Source organism: Erythrobacteraceae bacterium WH01K, from assembly GCA_027941995.1.
Taxonomy (GTDB): Bacteria; Pseudomonadota; Alphaproteobacteria; order Sphingomonadales; family Sphingomonadaceae; genus CAJXSN01.
Genome location: CP115966.1, coordinates 964,723 through 980,059 on the forward strand (window position 1 = coordinate 964,723; position 15,337 = coordinate 980,059).

Below are 15,337 nucleotides of genomic sequence, written 5' to 3' on the forward strand. Positions count from 1 at the left end.
ACCGCCCGGTAGCAGGCCTGGGTCAGTCTGCGGTGAAGGCTACCTTGCCCAGATCGCCGTGACCGATCGTGCCGCTGGCCATTTCCAGCATCCGGTCGAGGCTGCGCTTCGCCTTCAGGCGCAAGCCTTCCTCGATCTCGATCCGCGGTTCGAGGTCGCGCAGGCAGGTGTAGAGCTTCTCCATCGTGTTCAGCGCCATGTACGGGCAGATATTGCAGCTGCAATTCCCGTCTGCTCCCGGTGCACCGATGAAGGTCTTGCTCGGCAGCGCCTTTTCCATCTGGTGGATGATGTGCGGCTCCGTCGCGACGATCAGCGTATCGCCTTCGAAAGTCTCCGCGAATTGCAGGATGCCGCTGGTCGAGCCCACGTAATCGGCATGATCGACGATGGTGGGCGGGCATTCGGGGTGGGCCGCGATCGGCGCCCCGGGGTGCTGTTCCTTGAGCTTCAGGAGCTCCGTCTCACTGAAGGCTTCGTGCACGATGCACACGCCCGGCCACAGCAGCATCTCCCGGTCGAACTTGCGCGAGAGGTAACCGCCCAGATGGCGGTCGGGGCCGAAGATGATCTTCTGGTCCTTCGGGATCTGCTCCAGGATCGTTTCCGCGCTGGAACTGGTCACAATCACGTCCGACAGCGCCTTCACCTCGGTCGAGCAATTGATGTAGGTCAGCGCGATGTGATCCGGATGTTTCTCGCGGAAAGCCTTGAATTTCTCCGGCGGGCAGCTGTCTTCCAGGCTGCATCCCGCATCCATGTCGGGCAGGACGACAATCTTTTCCGGGCTTAGGATCTTGGCCGTGTCGGCCATGAACTTCACCCCGCAAAACGCGATCACATCGGCGTCCGTTTCCGCCGCCATCTGCGACAGCTGGAGGGAGTCGCCGACGAAATCCGCGAGGTCCTGGATATCGGGCGTCTGGTAGTAATGCGCCAGGATCACCGCGTTCTTCTCTTTACGCAGGCGGTTGATTTCGGCGAGCAGGTCCTCGCCCGTGGGCAGCGTGGTTTGTGCAGTCATGTCGTGTCCCGTCTGGTGGCGCGATATGCGCGCTTCATACACGTAACGGGCGTCAATGGCAGGGCGTTCCGCCTACAGCGCAAAACCCGGCGGCAGGAACGCTTCCATCGGACGCTCGGCGCCCCGGGTTCCGGCGAGAAAACGCTCCGTCAGGGTGATGCCGACCGGCGAATAGGCGAGCAGCATCGACGCGGCAAACATCGCGATATAGATGCTCAGACCCCAGAAATAGGCGGGGTGCACGCGGCCTCGGGCGCGCAAGTCCGCAATCATTCCGATAACTGGAAACGCGAACGTGACGACCTGCGTCACCAGCCATGCATTGGGGATCATCAGCGGCATGGGCAGCAACCGGCCAAGACCGGGCCCCATCAGGACCGCCATCGCGCATAGCATCAGCCGGCGATGCCAACCGGTATAGCGCCGACGCCTGAGGGCCCACCATGCCAGCCCTGCAAAACACCACAGCACTGCCAGATTGCTGAACAAAAACTCGCTCTTGTGGAAGAAGAACGGCCCGCCGGTTCGCCGGGCGACGACCAGCATCACCCACGTCCCGGTCACGGCCATGGCCGGTATCCAGAACCAGGCCAGCTTGCCCAGCCGGACATGGAGCGCTCTCGCGCCGGAATGGATGGTGGCATGCTGGGCCAGGAACAGGGCGATCCAGCCCATGAAGACCGCGCCATGCACGTGGTAGGCTGCGGGCACGGCAAAGCTCGAACGGCCTGCTGCAAGATTGACGATGAAACCCGCCACGATGATCGCCGACATGACGATCGCCATGATCAGGAAGAACCGTGTGTCGTGCAATTCGCCGCGGCCGGTTACGCGCGCAGCTTCGGATATCGTTGCCATGTTTCCCCCCAGAGCGAACGACCCACTGACCTGGCTACGCCGCAGGAGACCCGGCGGTCAAGCCTGTGCGTTCACGCCTTGCAAGGCCGCTATCAGGTCGCCCAGCCATGGCTCGTAAGGCTTCCATGCGCCTTGGCCGGAGCGGTTGATGGGGCGCCGCACCTGTTCCGACGACGCCGTGCGAACCGCGCGGTCGGTCTTGTGAAACTCGACGCACGCCTGTTCGAACGGCAGGCCGCAATGATCGAGGATGCGCCGTACCTGTCCCTCGAGGTCGTCCAGCACGTCCTCGTGGTTCACGCGCAGGACCTTGCCCGGCAGCACGCGGTCCCAGTGGTCCATCAGCTCGACATAATCGGCGTAGTACCGGCCGACTTCCGTAAGTCCGTAAGTGAACTCCTGCCCTTCCGCGAACAGCTGTTTGAAGCCGGAGAAACAGCAATCCATCGGATCGCGCCGCGCATCGATAATCGTCGCATTGGGCAGGATCAGGTGGATCAGGCCGATATGCCGGAAATTGTTCGGCATCTTGTCGATGAAAAAGGGCGCGCCTGCGCGGTGGACGCGGGTGTTCTCGATGAAGTCCTCGCCAAATTGGGCAAGACGTTCGCCCGGCAGGTCGTGCAGGATTTCGGGATAGCGCGACCGGCCTGCCTTGCGACCGCGCAGGCGGTGGGCGAGCGAGAGAATATTGGGCAGCTCCAGCGTGCCATCGACCTGGCTGTGGCTGGCAAGGATCTGCTCCAGCAGGGTGGAGCCTGCGCGCGGCAGGCCGAGAATGAAGATCGGGTCGGGGGCGGAGTGCCCCGAACCCTCGTGCTTCGCGAACAGCTCCGGAGTGCAGGTCTCGCGCTGTTTCGCCAGTTCCTCGCTCATCTGGTCGGCGCTGTAGCGGGTCTGTGCGCGTTTGAGCGCATTGCCCTGTTCGTAGAAGCCGAAGCTTTCCTCATACGCCTCCCGATCCTCCAGCGCCTTGCCCAGGGCGAAAGACAGGTGGACCCGGTCCATGAAGGCGAGGTCGGCCCGCGCGGCCTGCTCCCGCATCGCCGCCATCTCGTCATCGGTGAAGCGATAGGTCTTGAGATTGGCCAGCGCGTACCACGCGTCGCCGTGATCGGGTTTCGCTGCGAAAGCCGCGCGGTAGCTGTCGACCGCCTCATCGGTCCTGCCCGTGGTCTTGAGTGCATGGCCGCGGCTGGTCAGCGTTGCGGGGTCGCTGGGTAGCTTTTCCAGCACGCGGTCGAACAGGGAAAAAGCCCGCTCGTAATCGCCGGTCTGCATGCTCTCCACGGCCAGATGCGACTGGAACAGGGGGCTGTCCGGATCGCGTGCATACAGCGCCTCCGCCTCCTCGCGGGCGCGGGCAAATTTCTGGCGGCGTCGCAGCACGTCCATGTAATCGAGCCGCAGCTGCACATTGTCGGGCTCGAACGAAACGGCGCTTTCCAGAAGGAATTCCGCATCGTCGAGAATGCCCAGCTTGATGCCGATCTGGGCGAGAAGGCGCATTCCCTCGACATTGCGCGGATGCTGCAGCAGGAAGGCGCGGCAGATCTGCTCTGCCCGCAGCACGCGGCCCTCGTGCAGGTGGTTGGTAACCGCGACCAGTTCGCGGGGGATGGCGCGCAGGCGCTGGCTCTGCTGCATCGCGGCGTTCGCTTCAGCAGTGCGTCCCGCCGAGGCCAGCAGATCGGCCTGAGCACGCCAGCTTGCCTCCAGCGCGGGATTGAATTTCACCGCCCGCGCATAGGCCGCGACGGCTGCATCCCCGTCGCCCCTGTCGCGCAGCAGGTGGCCGGTTTCCTGCCACGCACGGCCGAATTCCGGTGAGACGGCATGAAGGTGCGAGAGCACGGCGTCCGCTTTGTCGTATTCCCTGCAATAACGATGCGCGACCGCCGCCATGTAGAGCGCTTCCTGGTCGTCCGGCGCGCTTTCCAGGGCTTTCAAGGCGAGATCGCGTCCCCTGGCGAAATCCCCGCCCTGCAACGCCGACTGCGCCGAAGCCTTCAATTCATCGCTCTTTTCCATGCAGGCTCCCGTGCCAGAATTGCCGCCAAACGCAAAACGGCGGGCGAGGCCCGAAGCCTGCCCGCCGCCTGTGTGCTGCCGCGCGGGAAGCGCGGTCGGCACTGCCTAGTAGTCGAAGCCGACGCGGATACCGAAGGTCGCCGGACGGTTCGTCGTGATACGCTCGCGATCGTTGACGTAGTTGCCGGCAATCTCTGCCCGCTCGTCCGTCACGTTTTCGCCGAACAGTTCGATCGACCATTCATCCTTCTGGACGCCCAGCGAGAACCCGAAGGTCGTGTAGCTGTCGAGCTCGATCGTGTTGATCGTGATGATGTCCGTGTTCTTGCTGGACGAGTGGGTGGCTTGCCCCTGCACGAAGTAGTCGAGATCGCCCGACATCCATTCGTAACGCGCGCGGGCATTGCCCTGGAAGCTGGGCGCGTAGGCCAGTTCGCTTCCCACGATGACGTCGTTGGTCGGCGTCAGAACCTCGGTAATCTCGGTATCGAGTAAGCTGAACGCGCCGGTCAGCGTCAGGCCCGGCACCGAATAGGGTGCCACGGTGAATTCACCCTCGACGCCCTTGATCTCCGCGTCCGCAGCATTGTCGCTGAAGAACAAATTGGTGATGCTGGGATCGAAAATCGTCGTCTGCAGGCGGCTGATGTCGACATAGAACGCCGATGCGTTGAAGCGAAGCTGGCCGTCCAGGAGGTCGAGCTTCGCACCCAGTTCGTAGTTCTTGACCTCGTCGGTCTCCAGTTCGAACGGGACGGTGAAGCCCGCGCCGTTGGTCGCGCCGCCGGGACGGTTCAGCAACCCGGGACGGAAGCCTTCCGAATAGGTCGCATAGAACAGCGTATCCGGCGTGGGCGTCAGCGTGACCGTGCCCTTGTAGATCGCGCCTTCGGCCTTTGCGACGTCCGGGGCCTGCAGGGCGTTGAAGACCTGCTGTGCCTGGCCGGCGGAGAGGCCCGCTGCCTGGATATCGGCCAGCGTGTCGCCCTGGTTGAACGTCTGTCGCAGCGCCGGGTTACAGCTACCGATGAAGGTATACTGGCCGTCGCCGTCATACAGGTCGTTGAGGTCGGTCCCGAAGGCGTCCTGGTCGACCGCGCTGAAGCTGCGCGACCAGCATGATGAAGGCCACGAGATACACGTACCACCCGGCGAATTCGCGGATCAGCGTCGCATTTGCCTCTGCCAGCGTCTCGCCGGCCTGCACGGGAAACAGGATCGTCCAGAGGATCAGGGCGCTGACGATGACTTTCGAGGAGACGCTGACCAGCTTGTTGAAGCCGTGGTAGAAACCGCCATCGGCAATCGTGATGGGCAATTCGCACAGAGGCGGTTCCATGCCGTCCTTGCTGGCGGCGGCGTTTGCCGGTGTCTGTGTCAAGGTGTGTCCTCTTCCCCGTTGCGCGCGCACGCCGCCGGGATGGCAACTGGCTGCGACCGTGCCGGGCGCCGCAGCGCGCCGTGCCGGATATCGGGGCCCTGATGGCAGGTTTGCGCCCCCCTGGGCAACCCCCGGTCTTTGGGAGAGGCTGGCGCGGGGCGTCAGCTGGCTGGGTTTACCTCATCGGCAAAACGCACATTGACCGTCACATCGCCATACCCCGCAACCTGCAGCGGGATGGCGAGGTTCTGCGTAACCGCTTCCTTTGCCGACTGGCGCGCGAGGGCGAGGATTTCGGGGTTTTTCGCGAAGGCCGTAGCCTTGCGTTCCGCCTGCCGCGAATTGTTGCGGGCGAGGTCTGTCGAAGCGTCGCGCGTGACCCATGCGCCTTCGGTAAAGACACGCGCGCTGCCTTCGTCGATATTGGGCGTGCTGGTCTGGATCTGTGGCAGAGTGACGGTCAGTGTTTCCGCTGCCTCGTCCCAGACGAAGTCGCCGCGATCCATGTCCGACAGGTCCAGCCGGTATTCGACGCTGGCCGGGACGATGGCCGCCTGTCGCGATTGCAGGATCGGAACGCCGAAAACGCCGCGCTGGTCCTCGCTTTCCGCAACAACCTCGAACCGCGAACTGAATACGGTAAGCGAGTTCTGTTTCTCGAAAGCGAGCATGGCGCTGCCGACGGGATCGCCTTCTTCCTGGTAGATGAAGGCGCGGTACCCCAGCCATGCAACGGCTGCGAGCAGCAGGATTACGATAAGCCATGGGACGCCCTGAACCCGGGCGAGCGACTTCTGCCGCTCCGCCTTGGGGACGAGTGTCTCCGCGCTGCCTTGTGCGCTGCGGTCTTCGGTCTTCAAACGGTCTGCCATGTGTCGCCTGAACGGACGACCATCCCCCTGCGTTCCAGATCGATGAGATGGGCATGCACGCTCATCTGGGCAGCCTTGTCGAGGCGGGGGTCCAGACCCTTGTACATCAGCGGAATGAATTCCGGCAGCGTGCGCTGTTTCTCGGCCACCAGCCGCATGATCTGGTTCTCTCGCTGGCGGCGATGGCCGATCATGCCGCGCACCAACTGGCGCGGTTTTTCGATCGGGGCGCCGTGGGCCGAATAATAGACCCGGTCCGTCCCGTCCTCGGTCCGGGCATACAGTTTTTCCAGGCTTTTCATGTAGTCGCCCATGTCACCGTCCGGCGGGACGACGACGCTGGTCGACCAGCCCATGACATGATCGCCGGTGAACAGCGCGCCCGTTTCCTCCAACGCGAAGCACAAATGGTTGGAGGTGTGTCCGGGCGTATGGATCGCCCGCAGTGTCCAGCCCGGCCCGGTCATGGCCTCGCCATCCTCCAGCACACGGTCGGGCATGTAGGTCGTATCGAAGCTCTCGTCGGCGCGCGGGCCGTTATCGGCCAGCACCAGCGGCGCGCAGCCCACGACAGGCGCACCGGTTTCCCTAGCCAGCGGCGCTGCGGCGGGCGAATGGTCGCGGTGGGTGTGCGTGCACATGATGGCGGCGATTGTCGCATCCCCCACACCTTCCATGATGGCGGCAATGTGATCCGCATCGTCCGGCCCGGGATCGATGACGGCGACCGCATCGCCGGTCCCGACGATATAGGTCTGTGTGCCGGTGAAGGTGTAGGGCGACGGGTTGGGTGCAAGGACCCGGGCGACGAGGGGTTCAGGGCGCTCGACCTTGCCGGTCGGCCACGGTCGGGGCGGGATTTCAGCCATGGCCTTGCATATGGGGGCACGGGTGCGCCATGTCCACGCCTCCGACTGCGACGCGGGCCCGCTATGGCCGCGCTGCGCAGCTGTCACGGGAGAGATAAATTGGCCGACCTCATCCTCGTCCTGGACGAAGGCACCACGTCCACGCGGGCAATCCTGTTCGACCTGGCCGGACGCGTGCAAGGCACGGCCCAGAAGGACCTGACGCAGCATTACCCGCGGCCCGGCTGGGTCGAACACGATGCGGCGGAGATATGGGAACGGACCCTGGCCTGCGCGCAGGAACTGGTGACAAGGGCAGGCGTCGACCGGATTGCCTGCATCGGCATCACGAACCAGCGCGAGACGGTCGTGGCATGGGATCGCACGACGCTGGAGCCATTGTCGCGTGCGATCGTGTGGCAGGATCGCCGGACCGCGCGCTTCTGCGAGGAATTGAATGAAGCGGGGCACGAAGAGGCCGTGCAGGACGCGACCGGCCTCCTGCTCGACCCGTATTTTTCCGGCACGAAGATGCGCTGGCTGATCGACAACGAACCGGGGGTCGCCGATGCGGCGCGCGCCGGGCGGCTGGCCTTCGGCACGGTGGAGAGCTGGCTGGTCGCGCGCCTGTCGGGCGGGGCGCATTTGACCGATGCCAGCAATGCCAGCCGCACGATGCTGCTCGCCCTCGATGGACAGGGGTTCGATGACGGACTGTGCGAGCTGCTTGGCGTGCCGGCCGGCACACTGGGCGAGGTTACCGATACGCAGGGCCGTCTCGCCAAGACGTCGGCCGACCATTTCGGCAGAGCCATTCCCATCACCGGCCTGGTAGGCGACCAGCAATCGGCCACTATCGGCCAGGGCTGCTTCGCCCCCGGGGACACGAAGGCGACCTATGGCACCGGCGCCTTCATCCTCGCCAATAATGGTACGGCTTTGCCCCGGTCGCAGCACCGGCTTCTGGGCACCGTCCTGTACCAGCAGGACGGGACGCGGACCTACGCCATCGAGGGATCGGTTTTCGTCGCCGGCAGCCTCGTTCAGTGGCTACGCGACTCTCTCGGCATCATCGGGTCGGCGGCGGAGACCGAGGCGCTGGCCCGGTCGGTCGAGGATAGCGGGGAGGTCGTGATCGTGCCCGCGCTAGCCGGGTTGGGCGCTCCGCACTGGCGCGCCGACGCGCGCGGCGTGATCGCGGGCCTCAGCTTCAATAGCAGCAAGCCGCAGATCGCCCGAGCCGCGCTGGAGGCGATGGCGCATCAAACCCACGATCTCGCCGAGGCTTTTGCGGCCGATGGCGCACACTGGAAGACGCTAAGGATCGATGGCGGGATGAGCGTCAACAACTGGATGGCGCAGGACCTTGCCAACATGCTGCAACTGGCGGTCGAGCGTCCCGATTTCGTCGAGACGACGGCCCTTGGTGCAGCCATCGCCGCCTCGGTCGGTGCAGGACTGCATCCTGACCTGCCATCCGCAGCGAAAGCCATGCGGGGCGGGCTGACCGTGTTCGAGCCGGATATGGGCCAGGATATTCGCGGGGCGCGTCTTGCGCGGTGGAAGCGCGCGCTCTCGGCAGCCTGACACCTGCGCCAGGAAGCTGGTGGCAGGGGTCAGAGCCCCTCGACTGCCCTGCCGAGACGCTCGCGAAGCCTGTGGACGGCGCTGCCTTCCCCGCCGTTTTCGGCGCGCCATGCGGCATCCAGCCGGGCTACACGTGTGTGCAGGCGCTGCGTATCGACGATCAGCTCCCGCGTCATCGGCTCCAGCATCATCAGCGATTCCGGATTGGGCGCACGGTCGGGCGGCAGCTGTCCCGTCCGCTTGAGTTGGAATTCCGTCATGTCGCCCTTCAGATAGGCGCGCTGGTTCAGCAGCCATGCCAGGACATGCATCACGCGGGTGGTCGCCTTCAGCCCTTCCGCCGACAGGGCAATCCGCCAGTGGTCGCGCGGCAGCCCCGTCTCTTTCGCCGGTGCGAGGTCGAAGGCGGCGCGAACATCGTCGGCAAGAAGCAACGCCTCACCGTACAGTGCCTCGATTATGGCCGGGTTCATGTCTGCCGTGTGCCCCATGGTCATGCCGGGCTAGACTCGCCGGACCGGGCCGGGAAGAGGCAGATTCGTACTATCCCGTACCGGAACAACGGGTGTCCTGTTTCGGGACAGTTTCAGGCGATGATATCGGGAATCAGTTCGTCCTCGACCATGCCGATCTGGTCCCGCAATTGCAGCTTGCGTTTTTTCAGCCGCGCGATCTGGAGCTGGTCGGTCGAGCCCGTTTCCGTCAACGCGTTGATTGCCGCATCGAGGTCGCGGTGCTCCGTCCTCAATGTTTCCAGCCGCTTGCGCAGTTCCGCTTCGGTCATGGCTGGAGAAAATCCCTTGTCTGGCCGCGTCTCAATTCGTCGCGCGTCCGGCCTTACCCGTCGCATAGGGATTTGTCAGGACTTCGCATGCACCATGTTTTGTGGTTCATTATCGAAACGCGGCCCGCCCGCGACCGGGCGAGTCGCTTTCACATGAGGAGAGCACTTCTATGGCATCGTCCCACGTCAACGCCCTTCAGTCCAAGCATGCCGGCCTCGAAGCGGCCATCGCGGCAGAAATGAACCGACCGGCGCCTGACGAAACGACGATCCAGACGCTCAAGCGCCGAAAGCTGCGAATAAAGGAAGAGATCGCCGCGCAATAGGGCGCGCCGCGTCTCTGCCAGGCATCGGCTGTTTTTCTATCCTGTCCGGAGCCAAGAGCCGTTTCCCATATGCAGTCCCATGGTCTAGGGACTTTGTCCCATGACAGCAGCTGCATCCGCCCGGGAAATACTGACCAGCCTCCACGAAGTCATGGCCTCGCGCATGCATGCGCAGGGCAAGCTGGACCGCGTGGTGAAGATCGTCGGAGAGGCTCTGGATAGCGAGGTCTGCTCGATCTACCTCCTGCGGGAGGGGATGCTGGAACTGTTCGCGACCGAGGGTCTGAACAAGGAAGCCGTCCATGTCACCCGCATGGCCATGGGCGAAGGCCTGACCGGCACGCTGGTTGCGAACAACGAGACGCTGAACCTGGCAGAAGCGACGGCGCATCCCGACTTCCAGTACCGGCCGGAAACGGGGGAGGAGAAATTCCATTCCTTCGCCGGGGTCCCGATCGTCTACCGCGAACGGGCGGTGGGGGCGATCAACGTGCAACATGTCGATCCCCGCCGCTATGAAGAGGTCGAGATCGAGGCGCTGCAGACCACCGCCATGGTCCTGTCCGAACTGATCGCCAATGCCGAACTGGTCGACGGGGAGGCGGTGGCCGATCTCGACGACAAGCCGACCGGGCCGCAGACGATCGACGGCCTGACGCTGGTGAAGGGGCTGGCCGCCGGCATGGCCGTGTTCCACCAGCCGCGGGTGACAATCGACCAGGTGGTGGCGGAGGATATCGAGGTCGAGCGGCAGCGTGTCTACCGCGCCTTCGCCAAGATGCGCGACCAGATCGACGGAATGGCGCGCGATGTCGAATTCGGCGCAGGCACGGAGCATGAGGAAGTGCTCCAGACCTACAAGATGTTCGCCTATGACGAGGGCTGGAGCCGCCGCATCAACGAGGCGATCGACAGCGGCCTGACCGCCGAGGCGGCGATCGAGCGCGTGCAACAGCGAACCCGGATGCGGATGCGCGAGATCGACGATCCGCTGCTGGCCGACCGGATGCACGACCTGGAGGACCTGTCCAACCGGCTGCTGCGGATCGTGTCGGGCCAGCTTGGCACGGCGGCGACGCAGGGCCTGCGCAAGGATGCTATCCTGATCGCCCGCAATCTGGGACCGGCCGAATTGCTGGAATACGACCAGAGGCGACTGAAAGGCGTCGTGCTGGAGGAAGGATCGCTGACCGCGCACGTGGTCATCGTGGCGCGGGCCATGGGTATCCCGGTCCTTGGCCGTACCCGCAGCCTGCGCGGCATGGTCGCGGAAGGCGATCACGTGCTGGTCGATGCCAATGCGGGCAAGGTCCATGTCCGGCCGGCACCTTCTCTGCTCGAGGCTTTCGAGACACGCTTCGCCAGAACCCGCCAGAAACAGGCGGCTTATGCAGAGATGCGCGATGTCGAACCGTTCACGCGGTGCGGGACGCGCATACAGGTGATGATGAATGCCGGCCTGCGCGACGATATGGCGAACCTGCCCCTTGTCGGGGCGGACGGGGTCGGGCTGTTCCGCACCGAATTCCAGTTCCTCGTCTCCGCAACCCTGCCCCAGCGCGAGCGGCAGACCCGCCTCTACAAGGACGTGATGGATGCCGCCGGGGGCAAGCCGGTCATCTTCCGGACGGTCGATATCGGCGGCGACAAGGCCGTGCCCTATCTTGCGGACGAAACGATCGAGGGGGACGAGAACCCGGCGATGGGCTGGCGCGCGCTTCGCCTCGCGCTCGACCGCGAAGGCCTGCTGAAGGCGCAGGCGCGCGCTTTGCTGGAGGCAAGTGCGGGCAGGCCGCTTTCGGTCATGTTCCCGATGGTGTCCGAACCGTGGGAATTCGACGCGGCAAAGGACGTATTCGAAAACCAGCTCGCATTCCTCAGGAGCCAGAAGAAAGTCCTGCCGGAAAGCATCAGTTACGGCGCAATGCTGGAGGTTCCCTCGCTGGCCGAAGTGCTCGACCTGCTGATGCCGAAGCTTTCCTTCCTGTCGGTCGGGACCAACGATTTGACCCAGTTCCTGTTCGCAGCCGACCGGTCCAATCCCAAGCTGGCCGAGCGATACGACTGGCTCAGCCCGTCGATCCTGCGTTTCCTGCAGAGAATCGCCAGATCGACCCTTGGCCATCCGGTCGATATCGGGGTCTGCGGGGAAATGGGCGGACGCCGCCTGGAAGCCTTGGCCCTGCTAGGGCTGGGGTATCGCCGCCTGTCGATTACGCCCGTTTCCGTCGGCCCGATCAAGGAACTGATCCGCCGCGTGGACCTGGGCGAGATCGAGGAGGCCATGAACGGCTGGCTCCTGCATCCGCCTGCGTCCATCCGCGAGGCCCTGACTGCCTGGGCCGAGGAACGCGAAATAGACGTCGACTGAGCCACTTACGCGACACACGCCTTTGTGCCTTCGCGCCCACACGAGGCATCAGGTCGATGAAACCACGGTTTCCGGCTGTTCGCGCGCTTGACACGAGACCCTCTCAGGGCGGAAAAAGAGGGTTAAGAAAACGGGTCGATGGGAAATCATGGTACAGAATGATGAGGGGGTGCACGACATGTCGGCGCCGGACAGCGAGTTTGACGATGGAGCCGCGCATGTAGGGGAGACCGCTCCACGCACGGCGGGCGGACGCCTGAAGGCTGCCCGCGAGGCACGCGGAATGTCGCTCGAACAGCTGTCGAGCGAGACACGCATTCCGCAGCGGCATCTCGAAACGATCGAGACCGGCGATTTCGCCAATCTCCCTGCACGTACCTATGCCGTCGGCTTTGCTCGCACCTATGCCAAGCAGGTCGGACTCGATTCCCGCGAGATCGTCGATCAGGTGCGGCAAGAGCTGGGGGCGGAAGACCCGTCGGAACGGCGCGCGGACCGTGATGGCAAGTTCGAACCGGGCGACCCTGCGCGTGTACCGTCGCGCGGACTGGTCCTGCTGTCCGCGCTGGCCCTGGTCCTTCTGCTGTCGGGCGGTTTCCTGTTCTACCGCACCTATTTCATTGCCGGTTCCGGTCCGGGTTCGATCCTGACGGCCGAACAGCAGCGCGAAGCCGCAGCGAAAGCGCTGGAGGAAAGGCTGGCCGCGCGGGGCGAAGGCGATGCCGCAGCCGCAGACGGTCCGACCGGCGGTCCGGTGGTCTTCACCGCGCTGCAGGACGATACCTGGGTCAAGTTCTACGATGCGAATGGCGACCAGCTGATGCAGAAGCAAATGTCCGAAGGCGAAACCTATACCGTTCCGGCGGACGCGGATGGTCCGCAGATATGGACCGGCCGCCCGTTTGCCCTCGCCATCACGGTCGGCGGGCAGGAAGTGCCCAAGCTGTCCGAGGAAGACGAGATCATGAAGGACGTGCCGGTTTCCGCCGAAGCCCTGCTTGCACGCGGCCGGGCGCCGGACAGTGGCACCGATGCTGCCGGCGATGCCGAAGCTGCCAATACAGACACGACCGCCGGCTGACGCCGCGCCCGGACCAACAGCGCATGGGGGCATTTCCCCGAAAAACCGGCTTTGCGATGTGGACATGCGCGCCACTGCGCCTAAGCCTGCCAACCGATGGTGCGTGGCTGTTCATTCGCGGTTCGACCGCAATGCGCCATGTTGAGCCGAAAATCGACAGGAGCCTGACCATGACGACCCGCGCCCGCAACGTGATCTCTGCCGCTATCGTGGCAGGGCTCCTGCTGCCCGCCGCACCCGCTCTCGCGCAGAGCGACGAGCAGCAGCGTATTCGCAAGCTGGAAGCAGAGGTGAGCGCCCTGCAACGCCGGGTCTTCCCGGGCGGTGACGGCCGGTATTTCGAACCCGAAATCGGCGGAACGTCGCAGGGGACCACGGTCACGGCGGGAACGCCTTCGACCACGGCCCTGACCGATATTCTCGCCCGGCTCGATGCGATGGAGGCATCGCTGCAGACATTGACCGGGCAGGTAGAGGTCAACGCCAATACGCTGCAGGGCCTGACCACCCGCATGGCCGCGCTCGAGCAGGGCGGCGCTGCGCCGACCCTCGCTTCGGCCTCGACTCCGACCCCGACGCCCACCGCGTCCTCCCCAAGCCAGACTTCGACCACCACGGCCAACAACCTGACCGCCATGACCGGCGGCGCGTCGTCGCAGCCTGCACGTCCGGCGCCTGCGGCCAGCGGACCCAGCAGCCAGCGTCTGGCGGCGGTCCAGGCCATCGCAAAGCCCAAGACGGACGATGCCGGAGACGACGAATATTCCTACGGCTTCCGCCTGTGGGACGCCGGCTATTATCCGGAGGCTCAGCAGCAGCTGACCCTGTTTGTCGAGCAGTACCCCGACCACTGGCGCGCGACCTATGGCCGCAACCTGCTCGGCCGTGCCTATCTCGACGATGGCAAGGCGCGCGAAGCGGCACCGTGGTTCCTCAATAACTACCAGGCGGACCGCAACGCGGCACGCTCGCCGGACAGCCTGCTTTATCTCGCGGAATCGATGATTGCGCTCAGGGATACCGACCGGGCCTGCATTGCTCTGGCCGAGTTCGGCGAGACCTATCCGGCGGTCGCGGCCGGCAGACTGCAATCGCAATACGAGGCGAACCGCGCCAAGGTAACCTGCACCAATTGACCTGAAGGCCCCTTCCACCGAACTGGTTGCGCGATTTCGCGCCGACCTGCTGCGCGTGTGGGAGGAAGGGCACGGCCCCGATGGAAAGGACGGCCGCCTCGGCCTCGCCGTATCGGGGGGACCGGACAGCCTTGCGTTGCTGGTCCTTGCCCATGCTGCCGTGCCCGGGCGAATAGAGGTCGCCAGCGTCGATCACGGACTGCGCGCGGAAAGCGCGAGCGAGGCCGCGTTCGTGGCGCAGCTCTGCGAGACCCGGGACATTCCGTGCGGCGTGCTGACCGTGGATGTCGGCCCCGGCAATTTGCAGGACCGTGCGCGGCTAGTGCGCTATGACGCGCTGGCACAGCATTTCGCATCCCGGGGTATCGACGCGATTGCGACGGCGCACCATGCCGACGACCAGGCGGAAACGGTTCTCATGCGGCTGAACCGCGGCAGCGGATTGGCGGGGCTGGCCGGAATCAGGGCGCGCTCGGTCAGACCCCTACCTTCCGGGGCGGAGGAATATCTGGTCGTGCGGCCATTGCTTCATTGGCGGCGGGACGAACTCGCCGGGATCGTGGCCGAATGCGGACTGACGCCGGTACGCGACCCGTCCAACGAGGATGAGCGTTTCGACCGCGTACAGGTCCGCAAGGTGCTGGCCGGCCTCCCGTGGATCGACCCCCTGGCGATCGCGATGAGTGCGCGCAACCTGCAGGACGCCGAACCGGTCGTCGAAGAGGTGGTCGCACAAGCATGGCGTGACTGCGTTCACAGGCAGGATGCCGATCAGGACGATGGCGTTGTCTGGTTCGAATTCGGCCATCCGCGCGCGGTCGAGATCGAGGTCGTGCAGCGGATCTTGCGCATGTTCGATGCAAGCGCACGCGGATCGGCAACGGCACGTCTGGTGGAGCGGTTATACGCGCACGGTGCCGGTTCGCTCGGCGGTGTGGCTGCAAAGCGGGCGCACTATTCCGAAGCGCCCGGCGGCAGCGTCGATGCGTGGAAATTCGAACGGGAGCCGCCCCGCAGGACAGGCTAGCCCGCTAGCTC

Annotated in this window: 15 protein-coding genes; 6 read left to right on the forward strand and 9 right to left on the reverse strand. The window is 64.7% G+C overall.

Annotated features, from left to right (window positions below):
* Positions 1–22: 22 nt before the first annotated feature.
* The 7 genes from nadA to PF049_04790 form a co-directional block, all read right to left on the reverse strand.
* A complete protein-coding gene (gene nadA, locus PF049_04760) occupies positions 23–1,024 on the reverse strand; it encodes a quinolinate synthase NadA (protein WBY17467.1) in 1,002 nt (333 codons plus the stop codon).
* Positions 1,025–1,096: 72 nt separating this feature from the next.
* Complete coding sequence (locus PF049_04765) at positions 1,097–1,882, reverse strand: hypothetical protein (GenBank protein WBY17468.1); 786 nt, start codon at positions 1,880–1,882, stop codon at positions 1,097–1,099.
* A 57-nt stretch (positions 1,883–1,939) separates the two neighbouring features.
* Positions 1,940–3,913 carry a sulfotransferase gene (locus PF049_04770; protein ID WBY17469.1) on the reverse strand — a complete coding sequence of 658 codons (1,974 nt, stop codon included), beginning with the start codon at positions 3,911–3,913 and terminating at the stop codon, positions 1,940–1,942.
* Between the two features lie 105 nt (positions 3,914–4,018).
* On the reverse strand, positions 4,019–4,795 hold the full coding sequence (locus tag PF049_04775; protein ID WBY17844.1) for a TonB-dependent receptor: 777 nt from the start codon (positions 4,793–4,795) through the stop codon (positions 4,019–4,021).
* A 169-nt stretch (positions 4,796–4,964) separates the two neighbouring features.
* The gene (locus PF049_04780; protein ID WBY17470.1) at positions 4,965–5,294 is read right to left on the reverse strand and encodes a BCCT family transporter; all 330 of its coding nucleotides are present in this window, start codon (positions 5,292–5,294) and stop codon (positions 4,965–4,967) included.
* Positions 5,295–5,455: 161 nt separating this feature from the next.
* Positions 5,456–6,166 (reverse strand): DUF4230 domain-containing protein, encoded by a 711-nt coding sequence (locus PF049_04785; protein ID WBY17471.1) that lies wholly within the window; start codon positions 6,164–6,166, stop codon positions 5,456–5,458.
* A complete protein-coding gene (locus PF049_04790) occupies positions 6,151–7,035 on the reverse strand; it encodes an MBL fold metallo-hydrolase (protein WBY17472.1) in 885 nt (294 codons plus the stop codon). The genes PF049_04785 and PF049_04790 overlap by 16 nt, the downstream gene beginning before the upstream one ends.
* 99 nt (positions 7,036–7,134) lie before the next feature.
* On the opposite strand from PF049_04790, the gene PF049_04795 reads away from it, so the two are divergent.
* On the forward strand, positions 7,135–8,601 hold the full coding sequence (locus PF049_04795) for a glycerol kinase (protein ID WBY17473.1): 1,467 nt from the start codon (positions 7,135–7,137) through the stop codon (positions 8,599–8,601).
* 29 nt (positions 8,602–8,630) lie between these two features.
* Here PF049_04795 and PF049_04800 read toward each other — a convergent pair whose 3' ends face one another.
* Positions 8,631–9,098, reverse strand: coding sequence for a DUF1465 family protein (locus PF049_04800; GenBank protein ID WBY17474.1), 468 nt, complete (start codon positions 9,096–9,098; stop codon positions 8,631–8,633).
* An 89-nt stretch (positions 9,099–9,187) separates the two neighbouring features.
* Positions 9,188–9,385: a DUF465 domain-containing protein gene (locus tag PF049_04805; GenBank protein WBY17475.1), complete on the reverse strand. Its 198-nt coding sequence runs from the start codon at positions 9,383–9,385 to the stop codon at positions 9,188–9,190.
* 170 nt (positions 9,386–9,555) lie between these two features.
* On the opposite strand from PF049_04805, the gene PF049_04810 reads away from it, so the two are divergent.
* The 5 genes from PF049_04810 to tilS all read left to right on the forward strand — a co-directional run bounded on the left by PF049_04810 (position 9,556) and on the right by tilS (position 15,326).
* Complete coding sequence (locus PF049_04810; GenBank protein WBY17476.1) at positions 9,556–9,711, forward strand: YdcH family protein; 156 nt, start codon at positions 9,556–9,558, stop codon at positions 9,709–9,711.
* A gap of 100 nt (positions 9,712–9,811) precedes the next feature.
* On the forward strand, positions 9,812–12,082 hold the full coding sequence (gene ptsP / locus PF049_04815; protein ID WBY17477.1) for a phosphoenolpyruvate--protein phosphotransferase: 2,271 nt from the start codon (positions 9,812–9,814) through the stop codon (positions 12,080–12,082).
* 148 nt (positions 12,083–12,230) lie between these two features.
* A complete protein-coding gene (locus tag PF049_04820; protein WBY17478.1) occupies positions 12,231–13,163 on the forward strand; it encodes a helix-turn-helix domain-containing protein in 933 nt (310 codons plus the stop codon).
* A 170-nt stretch (positions 13,164–13,333) separates the two neighbouring features.
* Positions 13,334–14,299: a hypothetical protein gene (locus PF049_04825; protein ID WBY17479.1), complete on the forward strand. Its 966-nt coding sequence runs from the start codon at positions 13,334–13,336 to the stop codon at positions 14,297–14,299.
* A 55-nt stretch (positions 14,300–14,354) separates the two neighbouring features.
* On the forward strand, positions 14,355–15,326 hold the full coding sequence (gene tilS, locus PF049_04830) for a tRNA lysidine(34) synthetase TilS (protein WBY17480.1): 972 nt from the start codon (positions 14,355–14,357) through the stop codon (positions 15,324–15,326).
* The last annotated feature ends 11 nt before the right edge of the window (positions 15,327–15,337 follow it).

Coding starts and splice junctions, on each gene's coding strand:
- nadA (WBY17467.1), bottom strand. CDS start 1,024: ATGACTGCACAAACCACGCTGCCCACGGGCGAGGACCTGCTCGCCGAA.
- PF049_04765 (WBY17468.1), bottom strand. CDS start 1,882: ATGGCAACGATATCCGAAGCTGCGCGCGTAACCGGCCGCGGCGAATTG.
- PF049_04770 (WBY17469.1), bottom strand. CDS start 3,913: ATGGAAAAGAGCGATGAATTGAAGGCTTCGGCGCAGTCGGCGTTGCAG.
- PF049_04785 (WBY17471.1), bottom strand. CDS start 6,166: ATGGCAGACCGTTTGAAGACCGAAGACCGCAGCGCACAAGGCAGCGCG.
- PF049_04790 (WBY17472.1), bottom strand. CDS start 7,035: ATGGCTGAAATCCCGCCCCGACCGTGGCCGACCGGCAAGGTCGAGCGC.
- PF049_04800 (WBY17474.1), bottom strand. CDS start 9,098: ATGACCATGGGGCACACGGCAGACATGAACCCGGCCATAATCGAGGCA.
- PF049_04805 (WBY17475.1), bottom strand. CDS start 9,385: ATGACCGAAGCGGAACTGCGCAAGCGGCTGGAAACATTGAGGACGGAG.
- PF049_04810 (WBY17476.1), top strand. CDS start 9,556: ATGGCATCGTCCCACGTCAACGCCCTTCAGTCCAAGCATGCCGGCCTC.
- ptsP (WBY17477.1), top strand. CDS start 9,812: ATGACAGCAGCTGCATCCGCCCGGGAAATACTGACCAGCCTCCACGAA.
- PF049_04820 (WBY17478.1), top strand. CDS start 12,231: ATGGTACAGAATGATGAGGGGGTGCACGACATGTCGGCGCCGGACAGC.
- PF049_04825 (WBY17479.1), top strand. CDS start 13,334: ATGACGACCCGCGCCCGCAACGTGATCTCTGCCGCTATCGTGGCAGGG.